Raw genomic sequence first — 15,953 nt, 5'->3', positions numbered from 1 at the left:
GTCAACTATTCTGGACCTGCCCGCAGGCAGGCGACAGAAGAAAATGCTTAATTATTGCTGATTTACCCATCTTTGCAATCGAGGGGGTTTACTCAAACGGCGGCGGGGCCAGCACTTCACGGTTGCCGTTGTGCCCTTGCTCGCTGACGATGCCCTGCGCTTCCATCTGTTCGATGATACGCGCCGCGCGGTTGTAGCCAATGCGGAACTGGCGTTGCACCCCGGAAATAGAGGCTTTGCGTTTCTCGGTGACGAAGTTAACGGCCTGATCGAACAGCGGATCCAGCTCTTCGCCGCCGTCAACGCCACCACCACCGCCGCCTTCGCTTTCGCTGTCGGAGGTGATGCCATCCACGTATTGTGGACGACCGCGCGCTTTCCAGTCCTGCACTACGGCATGCACTTCCTGATCGCGTACAAAGGCACCGTGGACACGCACCGGCGAGGTGGAGTTCGGGCCGGAATAGAGCATGTCACCCATCCCGAGCAGCGATTCAGCGCCCCCCTGATCGAGAATGGTACGGGAGTCAATTTTGCTCGACACCGTAAAGGCGATACGGGTCGGGATGTTCGCTTTGATAAGTCCGGTAATTACATCCACCGACGGACGCTGGGTCGCCAGCACCAGGTGGATCCCCGCCGCACGCGCTTTTTGGGCCAGACGGGCGATAAGCTCTTCTACCTTCTTACCGACGGTCATCATCAGGTCGGCAAATTCGTCCACCAGCACTACGATGTAAGGCAGTTTTTCCAGCACCGGATGTTGGGCATCCATGCTGTCGCCCGGCTTCCAGTACGGATCCGGGATCGGACGCCCCATCTTCGCCGCTTCGGCGATGATCTCGTTATAACCGGCAAGGTTACGCACGCCCAGCGCAGACATCAGTTTGTAGCGGCGTTCCATCTCGTTGACGCTCCAGCGCAGCGCGTTGGCAGCATCCTTCATATCGGTCACGACTTCGGTGAGCAGATGTGGAATACCTTCGTAAACCGAGAGTTCCAGCATTTTCGGGTCGATCATGATGAAACGCACATCTTCCGGCTGCGCTTTGTAGAGCATGCTGAGGATCATGGCGTTCACGCCGACGGACTTACCGGAACCGGTCGTACCCGCCACCAGCAGGTGCGGCATTTTCGCCAGATCGGCTACTACCGGTTCACCAGCAATATCTTTACCCAGCACCACGCTCAGCGGTGACGGGTTATCGCGGAATTTGGCGTTATCGAGCACTTCACGCAGATAAACGGTCTGACGTTTTTTGTTCGGCAGTTCCAGCCCAACGTACGGCTTGCCCGGGATAACCTCAACCACACGCACGGCCACGGTCGACAAGGATCGCGCAAGGTCACGGGAGAGGTTTGAAATCCGGGCGGCTTTTACACCCGGCGCCAGATTAAGCTCAAAACGGGTGATGACCGGACCGGGCGAGTAGTTCACCACATCCGCTTTAATGCGGAAGTCGGCCAGGCGGGCCTCAACCAGACGGGCCATCTGCTCCAGAGCAAAGGTGTCTACCGGCTCAACTTCTGTCGGTGGCGGCGTTAACAAATCCAGCGACGGCAGTGGCGTAGTTGGCTTCTGCAATGGTCGGCTGTCACCGTTGCGCATCAGCAGCGGGTGGATCAGGCTCTCCTGCGGCTGAGGCGGTGGCTGAATCACAGGCTGTTGCGGCGGTGCATACTGCTGTGGCTGCGCTGCGCGGTGCGGTTGAGCAGGTTGTGCATACTGCTGTGGCTGCGCTGCATGCTGCGGTTGAGCAGGTTGTGCATACTGCTGTGGCTGCGCTGCGCGGTGCTGCGGCTGCACGGTCGGCGGTGCCACCGCGGGCTTAGGCGAGGTATAGGCCTGGCGCGGCGGCTCGGCTTCCGGCATCACGCCCGGCGTGAATAGCGGTTCACTCGGCGTATCATCCACCAGATCTTTCATCGGCGAGAATTCAAAATCCGCCAACGAGAATGGATTCGCCCCTGTCGGTTGTTCACCGGCGTAACGCTGCTGCTGCGTGGCGGCAAACTGGCGAGCCAGCTCCGCTTCGGCGGCATCATCTTCGTCAACCTGACTTTGAGACTGCTGTGGCTCAGGCTGATACTCATCGCCATAACGTTGCTGTTGCTGCTGGGCGAACTGGCGCGCCAGCTCGTCCTGCTGCATTTCGTCAGCATCGTCTTCGTACTGCTCATCATCGTACTGCTGCCGTCCGGCTTCACGGGCTTTCTCTTCTGCCATCCGCTGAGAAGGCAGCTTAATGCCATACGAGGCCAGTTCACGGCGGGTGGGAACGCGCACGCGATTAGGACGCGGCAGTTGCGGGCCAATACCCTCTTTCACCTGCGGACGCGGCGCGCCGCTGGTGGCCAGGCTGAATAAAGGTGCAGCAGCGCTGGCCGCAGCGGCACCTGCGGCTGTGGCCTGCTGCACACTCGCCGCAACAGGGGCGACAACGGACGCAGGCTCCACGGCCGGAACCGGTACCGATGGGATCTCAGCAGCTTTTACCGGGGCTGGCTCTTGTACTTCCTCTGGCACCGGCTGATACCAGGCCGCAAGCTGTTCGCGCTCACGGGCACGTTTTTCTTCCACTTCTTCAAAGTAGTAAAGCGGTGGTCGGGACGGTTTCACCTCTTCAACCGGCGGCGCTTCAACGACAGGCGGGGCAACAACCGGCTCAGGCTGATACTCAGCTTGCTGCGGTTCATACTGCTGCGGCTGCGGCTGTCCGTACTGCGACTGCTCGTACTGCGGCTGCTGTGGCTGCTGGTGCTGCGGCTGCTCGTACTGAGACTGCGCGTACTGAGGTTGCTCATACTGCGGCTGCTGGTGCTGTGGCTGCTCATACTGCGGTTGCTGGTGCTGTGGTTGCTCATACTGCGGCTGCGCGTACTGAGGCTGCTGGTGCTGTGGCTGCTCATACTGTGGCTGTTCATACTGCGGCTGCGCGTATACCGGTTCAGGCTGATAAGGCGGCTGCCACTGCTCCTGCGGCGCGGCGGCATAAGGTTGTGGTTCCGCATAGACTGGCGCGGCTGGCGCTGCGGGTTCCGCATGCCATTCAACCGCTGGCGGCTGAAGATGGGCATCCGGCATCGAAGGGGTTGGTGGGGTCACCGGATCAACCGGGGCAGCATAGGCCTGTGTTGCTGTGGTCGCCGCGGCAGCGGCGGCAAGCGGCTCAGCCACCGAGTGGCCGTTAAGCAGCGGATCGTACTCGTCATAGTCGGAGGCCAGCGCACGGTTGCCGGAGAACAGCACATCATCCGGGTCGGCGGCCACGCCACGAGCGCTGTATGCCACTTCCTCGTCGTCCATCCGTTTGCCGGAGAACAAGGCCGCATCGGTCTTGCGTCCTAACGGATTAGCGAATTTCTCTGCCACGCGCTTACGGCGCGCCAGTGCCCCGCGCATAATGCGGGCGCGACGGGATTCACGACGCTCTGTGGTCGGTTCCTCGTCTTCGTAGTCGTCGTCTTCATATTCGTCGTCGACCCAGGTGTCATCCCGACGGGTGCGGTTGCTGGCAAAAGTCAGCACGTTGAGGATGACGCTGCCGATTTTTTCCGCAATGCTGACCCAGGACCAGCCGGTAAAAAGCGTCAGTCCCGCGCCCCAGACGCAGAGTAGCGCAATCGTGCCGCCGCTGCTGTGCAGCATCGGCTGTAGGGCGGTACTCAGCAGGCTGCCGATCACGCCACCCGAGGCAAAATACCAGATGTCATCGGCGTTAATCGCCGCCAGACCGCAGGAGGTGAGAATCAGCGCCAGCGCGCCAATCAGACGCAGCGAGACGGCAAAGTAATCGATGTAATCATCGTTCTGGCGATGACGCCAGGCAAACCAGCAGCCACCAATAATGATGACAGGGAGGGTGTAGGCCATCACGCCAAAGATAAAGAACAGCGTATCTGCCAGCCAGGCGCCCGGTACACCGCCTAAATTATGGATAGGCTCGTGCCATGCGGTCTGTGACCAGCTGGGATCGGAGGGATTGAAACTGAGTAAGGCTGCCATCAACCAGACGGCAAAAAGAGCAACAAGGATCAGTAACGCCTCAAGGAGTCGACGTCCACTGCTGAGCTTGGTTAAATTGACTTCTTTGTCTTCGGTATATTCCTGGCTCAAAACAGGCTCTCCAGGTATCAGGCAATTCCTGCCTGAGTGCTAAACGGACAACAGTGCCGGGAGGCCCGACACTGTTGCTGTATGGATTACCAGGAGTGTAATCAAAGTACGCTGATAATGCACCTGTTCCGTGTTAGCGCGTCTTAATAACCAGACGATTGCTCTGCTTGACTTCTTCCATTACCACATAGGTACGGGTGTCGTTCACGCCAGGCAGTCGCAGCAGGGTTTCACCCAGCAGCTTACGGTATGCAGACATATCAGGTACGCGGGTTTTCAACAGGTAGTCGAAATCACCGGAAACCAGATGACACTCTTGAATTTCTTCAAGTTTTTGCACAGCGGCATTGAACTGCTCAAACACATCCGGCGCACCACGATTCAGAGTAATCTCAACAAATACCAGAAGTGAGGCATCCAGATAATGCGGGTTCAGCAGCGCTGTATAGCCCTGAATAAAACCCTGTCTTTCCAGTCGGCGCACACGCTCAAGGCATGGCGTCGGGGAAAGTCCCACACGTTTTGAAAGCTCGACGTTGGAAATACGCCCATCCTTTTGCAATTCATTAAGAATGTTACGATCGATGCGGTCGAGATCTTTGCCAGGGCGCTTCTTGCTATCTACCATTATTATTGTCTCTCTGTATTCCTTCCCTAACTCCTGCCAGGACCCTGTGCACTTCACTGTTCAGAGTCTTTCCCCGCGGTTAATCGCCTCGCCTGTTATTTAGTTTGAGCGATTCGATTGGGGTTATGTGGTATGAAGACCGTTGCCCAGAGGCGGCCATCAACATCACGAATGGCATCTGTCCACACCATGCGTAGATTTCGCTGACCCGGTAAAAATGGTGATTTTGTGCATGACTATGCGTTACACAAAGACCGTTTTTTTTCTTCCTTGAATGTTTTCGCAAAAGCGCAGGGGATTGTCAAAGCAAAACATCGATTTTTAGTACAACATGCCGGATATTCATTACGTCCGGGGATTAATCCTCATTTTATCGCCGTCGTTTCGAGCGATTAGCCATGATTATTGTTATAAAATCACCTTCCCTGCCCTGCCGTTGATTGGCGCTTTCTATTACACATATCGTTAACAAAATCGCTGCGCCCTTTTTTTACGACCACAAATTCCCTACAATCCGGGAAAATGTCTGCCAACAACAATGGGGATCTCATGGGCACGGCCAAACACAGTAAGCTGCTAATCCTTGGTTCTGGACCTGCGGGATACACCGCAGCGGTCTACGCTGCACGCGCTAACCTGCAACCGGTACTGATTACGGGCATGGAAAAAGGCGGTCAGCTGACCACCACCACCGAAGTAGAAAACTGGCCAGGCGATCCTGAAGGCCTGACCGGGCCGCTGCTGATGGAGCGCATGCACGAGCATGCCGCCAAATTTGATACCGAAATCATCTTTGACCACATCAACAAGGTCGATCTGCAAAACCGTCCGTTCCGCCTGATCGGTGACAATGCGGAATACACCTGCGACGCGCTGATCATTGCGACCGGTGCCTCTGCCCGCTACCTGGGCCTGCCGTCTGAAGAAGCTTTCAAGGGTCGCGGCGTATCTGCCTGCGCCACCTGCGACGGTTTCTTCTACCGCAACCAGAAGGTCGCGGTCATCGGCGGCGGCAATACTGCTGTGGAAGAGGCGCTGTACCTGGCGAATATCGCCTCTGAAGTCCATCTCATTCACCGCCGTGATACCTTCCGCGCGGAAAAAATCCTGATCAAGCGTCTGATGGACAAAGTGGCCAGCGGCAACATCGTGCTGCACACTCACCGCACGCTGGAAGAAGTGACCGGCGATCAGATGGGCGTGGCGGGTCTGCGTATCCGCGATACCCGGAACACCGACAATGTCGAAACGCTGGAAGTGGCAGGTCTGTTTGTTGCCATCGGCCACAGCCCGAACACCGCGATCTTCGACGGTCAGCTGGAGCTGGAGAACGGCTACATCAAAGTGCAGTCCGGGATCCACGGCAATGCCACCCAGACCAGCATCCCGGGCGTGTTCGCTGCGGGCGACGTAATGGACCACATTTACCGTCAGGCGATCACCTCTGCGGGCACCGGTTGTATGGCGGCGCTGGATGCAGAACGTTATCTCGACGGACTGGCCGATCAGAGCAAATAATTTTTACAAATCAGCAACAAACGTAAAAAAGGCGGCGATAAGTCGCCTTTATTGTCTCTGCGATGTAACATTGCCGTGCCCAATACCTAATAACATCACCTGCAAAGCACGCAATGGAAAAAACCCGTCAACAAGAGTTAACACGCTGGCTTAAACAGCAAAGCGTTCTTTCCCGCCGCTGGCTGAATATTTCCCGTCTTCTAGGGTTTATCAGCGGTGTGTTGATTGTAGGCCAGGCATGGCTGCTGGCCCGCATTCTTAACCATATGATCATGGAAAACATTCCGCGTGAGGCCCTGTTACTGCCTTTCATTGTGCTGATTCTGGTCTTTATTTTGCGTGCCTGGGTGGTCTGGTTACGCGAGCGCGTGGGTTTTCACGCCGGGCAGAATATTCGCTACGAAATCCGCCGCCAGGTGCTCGACAGGCTGCAGGAAGCTGGCCCCGCCTGGATTCAGGGCAAACCCGCCGGCAGCTGGGCGACGCTTATCCTTGAGCAAATCGACGATATGCATGATTACTATGCCCGCTATCTGCCGCAGATGGCGCTGGCCGTCTTTGTGCCTCTGCTGATCGTATTCGCGATTTTCCCTTATAACTGGGTTGCAGGGCTGATCCTGTTGGGCACCGCCCCGCTGATCCCACTGTTTATGGCGATGGTCGGCATGGGTGCCGCCGATGCCAACCGCCGCAACTTCCTGGCGCTGGGGCGTCTTAGCGGCCACTTCCTTGACCGCCTGCGCGGCATGGAGACGCTGCGCATTTTTGGTCGCGGTGAAGCCGAAACTGACAACATCCGCCACGCCTCACAGGACTTCCGTCAGCGCACCATGGAGGTGTTACGCCTGGCGTTCTTATCCTCCGGGGTACTGGAGTTCTTTACCTCCCTGTCGATTGCGCTGGTCGCCGTCTATTTTGGTTTCTCCTACCTGGGCGCCCTCGATTTTGGCCATTACGGCACTGCGGTGACCCTCTCGGCAGGCTTCCTGACCCTGATTCTGGCCCCGGAATTCTTCCAGCCACTGCGCGATCTGGGCACCTTTTATCACGCGAAGGCCCAGGCCGTGGGCGCAGCTGACAGCCTGAAAACCTTCCTTGAAACGCCGTTGGCCCATCCGCAGCGTGGGGACGTGACCCTCAACACCAGCAAACCGGTCAGCATTGAAGCAGAGAATTTTTGCGTGCTGTCGCCGGAGGGTAAGGTGCTGGCGGGGCCATTAAACTTCACTCTCGCAGCAGGTCAGCGCGTGGTGCTGGTCGGCACCAGCGGCTCCGGCAAAAGCTCGCTGCTGAATGCGTTATCCGGTTTTATGGCTTACAGCGGATCGCTGCGCATCAACCAGGCCGAGCTGTCTGCGCTCGATCCTGATGAATGGCGCACCCATTTGAGCTGGGTGGGTCAGAACCCGCAGCTTCCGGCGGCCACGCTACGTGAAAACGTGCTGCTGGCGCGCCCGGATGCCAGCGATGAAGAGCTGCAATCGGTGCTCGATCGCGCCTGGGTCAGTGAATTCCTGCCCCTACTGCCTGACGGGGTGAATACCCTTGTCGGCGATCAGTCGGCGGGGCTTTCCGTCGGCCAGGCGCAGCGTATCGCCGTGGCCCGCGCCCTGCTTAACCCTTGCCAGCTGTTACTGCTGGATGAACCCGCCGCCAGCCTGGATGCCCATAGCGAACAGCGCGTGATGCTGGCACTGGATGCCGCTTCACAGCAGCAAACCACGCTGATGGTGACCCACCAACTGGAGGGCATTGCCCACTGGGATGAGATCTGGGTCATGGACAATGGACAGCTTGTTGAGCAGGGCAATTACGCCACGCTCGCGGCGGCACAGGGGCCGTTTGCGGCCCTGCTGGCGAACCGTCAGGAGGACATTTAATGCGCGCTTTACTGCCTTATCTGGCGCTCTATATGCGCCACAAATGGATGCTGATCCTCGGCGTCGTGCTGGCCATCGTCACCCTGTTGGCCAGTATCGGCCTGTTAACGCTCTCCGGCTGGTTCCTCTCTGCCTCTGCGGTGGCCGGGTTTGCCGGGCTGTACAGCTTCAACTATATGCTGCCTGCTGCGGGTGTGCGCGGCACGGCCATCACCCGCACCGCCGGGCGCTACTTCGAGCGTCTGGTCAGCCATGACGCAACGTTCCGCGTGCTACAGCACCTGCGCGTCACCACCTTCAGCAAACTGCTGCCTCTCTCCCCTGCCGGGCTGGCGCGCTATCGCCAGGGCGAGCTGCTAAACCGCGTTGTCGCGGATGTCGATACCCTCGATCACCTCTATCTGCGGGTTATCTCCCCGATGGTAGGTGCGCTGGTGGTGATTGTGGTCGTTACCCTCGGGCTGAGCCTGCTGGATGCCAGCATCGCGCTGGTGCTTGGCGGGATCATGCTCCTGACGCTGTGTCTGCTGCCGCCGCTGTTTTACCGCGCCGGTAAACCGACCGGTGAAAACCTGACCCGACTGCGCGGCGAATATCGCCAGCAGCTTACCGGCTGGCTGCAGGGCCAGGCAGAGCTGACAATTTTTGGCGCCAGCCGTCGCTATCGCGCGCGGATGGAGAACACCGAGCTGAACTGGCATGAAGCCCAGCGCAAACAATCGGAGCTGACGGCCCTGTCCCAGGCATTGATGCTGTTGATTGGCGGTATTGCCGTGATGGCGATGCTGTGGCTGGCCTCCGGCGGTGTGGGGGATAATACCCAGCCGGGGCCGCTCATTGCGCTGTTTGTCTTCTGTGCGCTGGCGGCTTTCGAAGCGCTGGCACCGGTGACCGGGGCTTTTCAGCATCTCGGCCAGGTAGTGGCCTCCGCGCTGCGTATTACCCAGATCACGGGCCAGCAGCCGGAAGTGCAATTCAGTACCGCCGCAACAGACGTGCCTGAGCAACTGGCTCTCCGTCTGGCAGATGTCAGCTTTGCTTACCACGGGCAGGCGCAACCGGCGCTGGACAACATCAATCTGACGATCCCCGCAGGTGCACACGTTGCGGTGCTGGGCCGCACAGGGTGCGGGAAATCGACCCTGCTGCAACTGCTGACCCGGGCCTGGGATCCGGCTCAGGGCCAGATCCTGTTTAACGATATGCCTCTCAAAGAGATGAGCGAGCCAGCGCTGCGTAAAACAGTGAGCGTAGTGCCGCAGCGGGTCCATCTTTTCAGCGCCACCCTGCGGGATAACTTGCTGTTAGCCGCGCCGGGAACCGCTGATGACGAATTACGTGCGATGCTCGAAAAGGTCGGTTTGCACAAGCTGCTGGACGATGAAGGTCTGAACAGCTGGCTCGGTGAAGGAGGTCGTCAGCTGTCCGGTGGTGAGCTGCGTCGCCTGGCGATTGCCCGCGCGCTACTGCACAATGCCCCGCTGATGTTGCTGGATGAACCGACCGAAGGGCTGGATGCAACAACAGAACGGCAAATCCTTGATTTACTGGAAAAAGAGATGCAGGGCAAAACGGTGCTGATGGTGACGCACCGCCTGCGCGGACTGGCGGATTTTGATCAAATTATTGTGATGGACAACGGACAGATTATTGAGCAAGGTAGTCACGCAGAACTGTTGGCAAAACAGGGTCGTTACTACCAGTTTAAACAACGTCTGTAGTCTATATTTGAACCGATCCCCACTTCGCGTACTGGAGTTGTGTTGTCATGCGCCTGGTCCAGCTTTCTCGTCATTCTCTTGCGTTCCCTTCCCCGGAAGGGGCGCTGCGCGAACCTAATGGTTTGCTGGCCCTGGGCGGCGATCTCAGCCCGTCGCGTTTATTAATGGCTTACCAGCGCGGTATTTTCCCGTGGTTTTCGCCCGGCGATCCGATCTTATGGTGGTCGCCTGACCCGCGCGCCATTTTGTGGCCTGAACGGTTTCATCTCAGTCGCAGCATGAAACGGTTTCACGCCCACTCCCCCTATCGCGTCACCCTCAATCATGCATTTGGCCAGGTTATCGAAGGCTGTGCCAGCGACCGCGCAGAAGGCACCTGGGTCACCCCGGAGGTGATCCATGCATATCATCGTCTGCACGAGCTGGGTTACGCCCACTCCATTGAGGTATGGCAGGGTGATGATCTGGTGGGCGGCATGTATGGTGTGGCTCAGGGCACGTTATTTTGCGGTGAATCGATGTTCAGCCGCGCCGTGAATGCGTCTAAAACTGCGCTCCTGGTTTTCTGCGATCGCTTTACCCGCAGCGGCGGCAAGTTGATTGATTGCCAGGTGCTGAACGAGCATACCGCCTCGCTGGGGGCGATTGAGATCTCCCGCCATGAATATCTGACGCAGCTGGCCGCTCTGCGAATGCAAAAATTACCGCAGAACTTCTGGGTGCCTGCGACGTTATTTACGCCCCAGGGATAAATGTTTTCCGCATATTTTTCCTCAAGGTGCTATAATTCTGCCGCAGAGTAGGTTCTGCCTGTTGCCCCGCCGCCGTTTGGGAATAGTTCGCATCCGATAACGCCCTATCGTTTATCCTGCCACCTCCCCTTTACGTATGCGCTTTTCGTACGGTCGAACCGTGACGTCCGGGTAATACGCTGAAACTGCTTTGCTGCGTTTTAAACGCGCAAATCTTTACTTAATTGATGAATTTCGGCATTATCTTGCCGGTTCAAAACTTGGTAGTGATACCCCAGAGGATTAGATGGCCAAAGAAGACAATATTGAAATGCAGGGTACCGTTCTTGAAACGTTGCCTAACACCATGTTTCGCGTAGAACTGGAAAACGGTCACGTTGTTACCGCGCATATCTCCGGTAAGATGCGTAAGAACTATATCCGTATTCTGACGGGCGACAAAGTGACTGTTGAGCTGACCCCGTACGACCTGAGCAAAGGCCGCATTGTCTTCCGTAGTCGCTAAGAGTTTTTCGCCGCAAATGGCGTAGAGAGAATACTAAAGGCCGGGTTATCCCGGCCTTTTTTTATTCAGCAGAGGTCAACACCCGATTTCAGTCTGTCCGCCAACATTCCCTGTCCCGCCCGCAGTAAAGCCTGCGCTGCCGGAGTCATCATTGATGGCATTCCGATCCTCTTTATCCCAGCTCATTTAGGTCGCGAACAGACGGCTCTCCCGCCGCGCCTTGATATCAAACACGTTGCCTAACTTCAACGTTGGGGCACCGACTCAGTGGACGTGCACCACGGTCAGATCGGCCAGCATCGCATGGCTGATCTCGTACAGCAGGCCGGTAAGGTGCGGCAACATATCGCGGTCGAAATGCGACACCAACAGCACATGGTTTAACGCCCGGCAGTAATTGCACTGGGCTTCGGTGCTGTCGAGCAACCACTCCTGCTTGTGCATCGGTGGGATCTCATCCTCTTCCAGCACGCGGAAATCGGTCATCGATTTTTCCAGCTCACTTCTGAATGCGTCCAGATATGCAGCAAGGCAACGGCAGATGGGCTGTGTTTGCGGCAGCGAATTGCAATCGACCAGAATTTCGGTAAGCAGGTTACAGCGCGCGGCAAGCGTGGAGAGATCTGGCGTATTGAGTTCGAGTTCGCTGTATAGCTGGGGGATGTTGTAATTATCCATAATTATAATCTCCGTAAATAATATACTGACCACCCGAACGCCAACTCAGGCGGTGGACTGAACCAGGTTGGCGTACCGACTAACATCCCAGTAAAATCGGCGCTTCAAAGAAGCCCAGGCCCAGCCCACCATAATCTGAATATGCGGATTATATCCGCAGCTTCCAAAAGAGTGAACGAAACCGCTGATGGTTGCGAATGCAACATCATTTCTGGAGTTAGGTCAGGACGCCAATCCTGGCACCTGATTTTGCAGGTGCATCGCCATTCTAATACTGGGGTTTTATCCAGCAATATCCCTGTTGAAATTCTGGATAACGCCTCGCAAAATTTTACGATCGTGCGCGCGGTTCCCCCTCACCCTAACCCTCTCCCTCAAGGGAGAGGGAACCGATCGAGCATGCAGCCAGGACAGTGGCAAAGATTTGCTTCATCACTCACAGCGATGACCTGGTCCGGCTGAAAATCGCCGAAGCGTTCCGCAAGGCCGGACAAGGCGCAGGGACGCGCCGAGAAGGCATCTTAACCCTTTCCGAACCGATCGAGCATGCAGCCATGACAGCGGCAAAGATTTGCCTCAACACTCCCAGCGATGACCTGGTCCGGCTGAAAATCGCCGAAGCGTTTCCGTAAGGCCGGGGCGAGGCGCAGGGACGCGCCGAGAGGGCATAGCCTGCAGGGATGCAGGCTGGTGCCCGACCCGAAAGCCTGGCGGAATAAGCTGAGGGCACCGCGAAGCGGCGATTTTCTTTGCCGGGAGCCGGGATTGTTAAGGGGGCGGCGGCAAGCCCCCTTAACACGTTCACGGGTGACGTGGCTTACAGAGAAATACAGATCGTAAAGTGAACGGAACCACCACCGTAGGGACATACTGTGCAGCCCGCCGCCCTCACTCCCCCCACAATAAGAAGCAAAAAGCAGCCATAAAAAAACCGGGCTTTCGCCCGGCTTTTATCATCACGCAACAGTCTTAGTGAGCCGCTTCCGGCTTATGCTTCGCCGCACTCTGGAAGTCATACGTCAGCTCATTCTTCGCCTGATCCAGCGCTACTGTCACCTGGCCTCCATCCACCAGCGAACCAAACAGCAGTTCGTTAGCCAACGGTTTCTTCAGGTTGTCCTGGATAACACGCGCCATCGGACGCGCGCCCATCGCACGATCGTAGCCTTTCTCTGCCAGCCAGTCGCGAGCTTCCTGACTCACTTCCAGGGAGACCCCTTTCTGATCCAGCTGAACCTGCAACTCGACGATGAACTTATCCACCACCTGATGGATCACCTCAGTAGACAGGTGATCGAACCAGATAATGTTATCCAGACGGTTACGGAATTCCGGCGTAAAGACCTTCTTGATCTCTTCCATCGCATCGGTGCTGTTATCCTGATGGATCAGGCCGATGGATTTACGCTCGGTCTCACGCCCCCCGGCGTTGGTGGTCATCACCATCACCACGTTGCGGAAGTCTGCCTTGCGCCCGTTGTTGTCGGTCAGCGTCCCGTTATCCATCACCTGCAGCAGCAGGTTAAAGACGTCCGGGTGCGCCTTCTCGATCTCATCAAGCAGCAGAACCGCGTGCGGATGCTTGATCACCGCGTCGGTGAGCAGGCCGCCCTGATCAAAGCCCACATAGCCCGGAGGCGCACCGATCAGACGACTGACAGTGTGGCGCTCCATATACTCGGACATATCAAAGCGCAGCAGCTCAATGCCCAACGCTTTGGAGAGCTGCACCGTCACCTCGGTTTTCCCCACCCCGGTCGGGCCGGCGAACAGGAAAGAACCGACCGGTTTGTGCTCATGCCCCAGTCCGGCACGGGCCATCTTGATGGCTTCGGTTAAGGCCTCAATCGCTTTATCCTGGCCAAAGACCAGCATTTTCAGGCGATCGCCCAGGTTTTTCAGGGTATCGCGGTCGCTCTGAGAAACGCTCTTCTCAGGGATACGCGCGATGCGGGCCACCACGGATTCGATATCCGCCACGTTGACCGTTTTCTTGCGCTTACTGACCGGCATCAGACGCGCGCGCGCGCCCGCTTCGTCGATCACGTCGATCGCTTTATCCGGCAGATGGCGATCGTTGATGTATTTCACCGCCAGCTCCACCGCGGCACGCACCGCTTTCGCGGTATAACGCACATCGTGGTGCGCTTCGTACTTCGGTTTCAGGCCGTTGATGATCTGCACCGTTTCTTCAACGGACGGTTCAGTAATGTCGATTTTCTGGAAGCGACGCGCCAGGGCGCGGTCTTTTTCGAAAATATTGCTGAACTCCTGGTAGGTGGTCGAGCCAATCACTCGGATCTTGCCGCTGGAGAGCAGCGGTTTAATCAGGTTGGCCGCATCCACCTGGCCACCAGAGGCGGCACCGGCGCCGATGATAGTGTGGATCTCATCGATAAACAGGATGCTGTTGGTATCCTGCTCCAGCTGTTTCAGCAGCGCTTTAAACCGTTTTTCAAAATCACCGCGGTATTTGGTTCCGGCCAGCAGCGAACCGATATCCAGCGAGTAGATGGTGCAATCGGCGATCACTTCCGGAACGTCGCCCTGCACAATGCGCCAGGCCAGCCCTTCAGCAATGGCCGTTTTACCGACGCCGGATTCCCCCACCAGCAGCGGGTTGTTCTTGCGGCGGCGGCACAGTACCTGGATCGCCCGTTCCAGCTCTTTCTCGCGGCCAATCAGCGGGTCAATACCGCCGACGCGGGCAAGCTGGTTAAGATTGGTGGTGAAGTTTTCCATACGTTCCTCCCCGCCTGCTTGCTCTTCGCTGTTGACCTGATGACCGGAATCGGATGCCTGATTCGGCTCGTCTTTTCGCGTTCCATGAGAGATGAAGTTCACCACATCGAGGCGGCTGACTTCGTGTTTGCGCAGCAGGTAGGCCGCTTGCGACTCCTGCTCGCTGAAGATGGCAACCAGCACGTTAGCACCGGTGACTTCGCTACGCCCTGAGGACTGGACGTGAAATACCGCACGCTGGAGAACACGCTGGAAGCTGAGCGTCGGCTGCGTGTCGCGCTCCTCTTCACTGACGGGCAGTACAGGTGTGGTCTGTTCGATGAAGGCTTCAAGTTCCTGACGCAGCGCCACCAGATCCACGGAGCAGGCTTCAAGCGCTTCGCGGGCGGATGGGTTACTGAGCAGTGCAAGCAGCAGGTGCTCGACCGTCATAAACTCATGTCGGTGCTCACGCGCTCTGGCGAAAGCCATGTTTAAACTGAGTTCCAGTTCTTGATTGAGCATAGGCACCTCCCCCAATTTTCATTGCCTTATTCAGGCTTTTTCCAGCGTACACAGCAACGGATGCTCGTTCTCCCTCGCATACTGGTTCACCATCGCCACCTTCGTCTCTGCGACTTCTGCAGTAAAAACACCGCAGATGGCTTTGCCATGATAGTGAACGGTAAGCATCAGTTGCGTTGCACGTTCTACATCATAAGAAAAGAACTTTTGTAGCACGTCAATAACAAATTCCATCGGCGTGTAGTCATCGTTCATTAACATAACTTTATACATAGATGGCGGTTTTAGCGCGTCGCGCACTTTATCTTCCGCCAGCTTGTCGAAATCGAGCCAGTCGTTCGTCTTACCCATTGTCAGTCGTCATCTTCGTTTACGGTCTCCGGTCGCGGTTCTGATGCTGACAGGAGGCTATACATAACCTGAATCTACCTCAGATGTCAGATAACTCACATCTATTATTGCCATCCGCGATGTCTGTCACAATACCTGTCAATAGCGTTAACTGCTTCAAATTTTGACTCATTTTCCCCCTCCCTTCACCGGCAAATGCTTGACGATCTATCTGGTTTATCTAAATTGTACAGGCGTGAGTTGGCGAGGTTTTGAACAGCCCCCACTCCATCACCGGTTCATTACATCTAACTCAATAAGATTTACGAAGGATGTCGAAGCATGGAAACGGGTACAGTTAAGTGGTTCAACAACGCCAAAGGGTTTGGTTTCATCTGCCCTGAAGGCGGCGGCGAAGACATCTTCGCGCATTACTCCACCATTCAGATGGATGGTTACAGAACGCTGAAAGCCGGACAAGCCGTTCGGTTCGATGTACACCTCGGGCCAAAAGGCAATCATGCCAGCGTTATTGTGCCCATCGAAGCAGAAGTGGTGGCATAGCCCTCTGTTTCATT

General features: G+C 56.8%; 12 protein-coding genes and 1 pseudogene. 8 read left to right on the top strand and 5 right to left on the bottom strand.

The window, feature by feature from the left end; genetic code table 11:
• Positions 1–88 precede the first annotated feature (88 nt).
• Together ftsK and lrp are read right to left on the bottom strand one after the other, a co-directional pair.
• Positions 89–4,117, bottom strand: a complete 4,029-nt coding sequence (gene ftsK, locus ACF8PE_RS07820; protein WP_392494747.1) for a DNA translocase FtsK — start codon at positions 4,115–4,117, stop codon at positions 89–91.
• 133 nt (positions 4,118–4,250) lie between these two features.
• Positions 4,251–4,745 carry a leucine-responsive transcriptional regulator Lrp gene (gene lrp / locus ACF8PE_RS07815; protein WP_000228469.1) on the bottom strand — a complete coding sequence of 165 codons (495 nt, stop codon included), beginning with the start codon at positions 4,743–4,745 and terminating at the stop codon, positions 4,251–4,253.
• Positions 4,746–5,294: 549 nt separating this feature from the next.
• On the opposite strand from lrp, the gene trxB reads away from it, so the two are divergent.
• From trxB to infA, 6 genes and pseudogenes are all read left to right on the top strand, one after another.
• Positions 5,295–6,263, top strand: a complete 969-nt coding sequence (gene trxB, locus ACF8PE_RS07810) for a thioredoxin-disulfide reductase (RefSeq protein WP_392494746.1) — start codon at positions 5,295–5,297, stop codon at positions 6,261–6,263.
• 113 nt (positions 6,264–6,376) lie between these two features.
• Positions 6,377–8,143, top strand: a complete 1,767-nt coding sequence (cydD, locus tag ACF8PE_RS07805; protein ID WP_032617334.1) for a cysteine/glutathione ABC transporter permease/ATP-binding protein CydD — start codon at positions 6,377–6,379, stop codon at positions 8,141–8,143.
• Positions 8,143–9,864 carry a cysteine/glutathione ABC transporter ATP-binding protein/permease CydC gene (cydC, locus tag ACF8PE_RS07800; protein WP_032617333.1) on the top strand — a complete coding sequence of 574 codons (1,722 nt, stop codon included), beginning with the start codon at positions 8,143–8,145 and terminating at the stop codon, positions 9,862–9,864. The genes cydD and cydC overlap by 1 nt, the downstream gene beginning before the upstream one ends.
• A 47-nt stretch (positions 9,865–9,911) precedes the next feature.
• The gene (aat, locus tag ACF8PE_RS07795) at positions 9,912–10,616 is read left to right on the top strand and encodes a leucyl/phenylalanyl-tRNA--protein transferase (protein ID WP_032617332.1); all 705 of its coding nucleotides are present in this window, start codon (positions 9,912–9,914) and stop codon (positions 10,614–10,616) included.
• A 173-nt stretch (positions 10,617–10,789) separates the two neighbouring features.
• A pseudogene (locus ACF8PE_RS07790) lies at positions 10,790–10,975 on the top strand (hypothetical protein); the annotation flags it as partial.
• Positions 10,903–11,121: a translation initiation factor IF-1 gene (gene infA, locus ACF8PE_RS07785; RefSeq protein ID WP_001040187.1), complete on the top strand. Its 219-nt coding sequence runs from the start codon at positions 10,903–10,905 to the stop codon at positions 11,119–11,121. The pseudogene ACF8PE_RS07790 and the gene infA, both read left to right, overlap by 73 nt.
• Before the next feature lie 264 nt (positions 11,122–11,385).
• Here infA and ACF8PE_RS07780 read toward each other — a convergent pair whose 3' ends face one another.
• The gene (locus tag ACF8PE_RS07780; RefSeq protein WP_103791993.1) at positions 11,386–11,799 is read right to left on the bottom strand and encodes a hypothetical protein; all 414 of its coding nucleotides are present in this window, start codon (positions 11,797–11,799) and stop codon (positions 11,386–11,388) included.
• A gap of 413 nt (positions 11,800–12,212) precedes the next feature.
• Between ACF8PE_RS07780 and ACF8PE_RS07775 the strand changes: the two genes are divergently transcribed.
• Positions 12,213–12,431, top strand: coding sequence for a hypothetical protein (locus ACF8PE_RS07775; protein ID WP_147320637.1), 219 nt, complete (start codon positions 12,213–12,215; stop codon positions 12,429–12,431).
• 337 nt (positions 12,432–12,768) lie between these two features.
• On the opposite strand, the gene clpA is transcribed toward ACF8PE_RS07775, so the two are convergent.
• Positions 12,769–15,045, bottom strand: a complete 2,277-nt coding sequence (gene clpA / locus ACF8PE_RS07770; protein WP_392494745.1) for an ATP-dependent Clp protease ATP-binding subunit ClpA — start codon at positions 15,043–15,045, stop codon at positions 12,769–12,771.
• 30 nt (positions 15,046–15,075) lie between these two features.
• Positions 15,076–15,396, bottom strand: a complete 321-nt coding sequence (gene clpS, locus ACF8PE_RS07765) for an ATP-dependent Clp protease adapter ClpS (protein WP_032617325.1) — start codon at positions 15,394–15,396, stop codon at positions 15,076–15,078.
• A gap of 321 nt (positions 15,397–15,717) precedes the next feature.
• Between clpS and cspD the strand changes: the two genes are divergently transcribed.
• The gene (gene cspD / locus ACF8PE_RS07760; protein ID WP_032617324.1) at positions 15,718–15,939 is read left to right on the top strand and encodes a cold shock-like protein CspD; all 222 of its coding nucleotides are present in this window, start codon (positions 15,718–15,720) and stop codon (positions 15,937–15,939) included.
• Positions 15,940–15,953 lie beyond the last annotated feature (14 nt).

The sequence above is a fragment of the Leclercia sp. GLN_9 genome, assembly GCF_043105735.1.
Taxonomy (GTDB): Bacteria; Pseudomonadota; Gammaproteobacteria; order Enterobacterales; family Enterobacteriaceae; genus Enterobacter; species Enterobacter adecarboxylatus.
The sequence above is the reverse complement of the archived record's forward strand: the minus strand, read 5'-3'. Positions and strand labels throughout refer to the sequence as shown.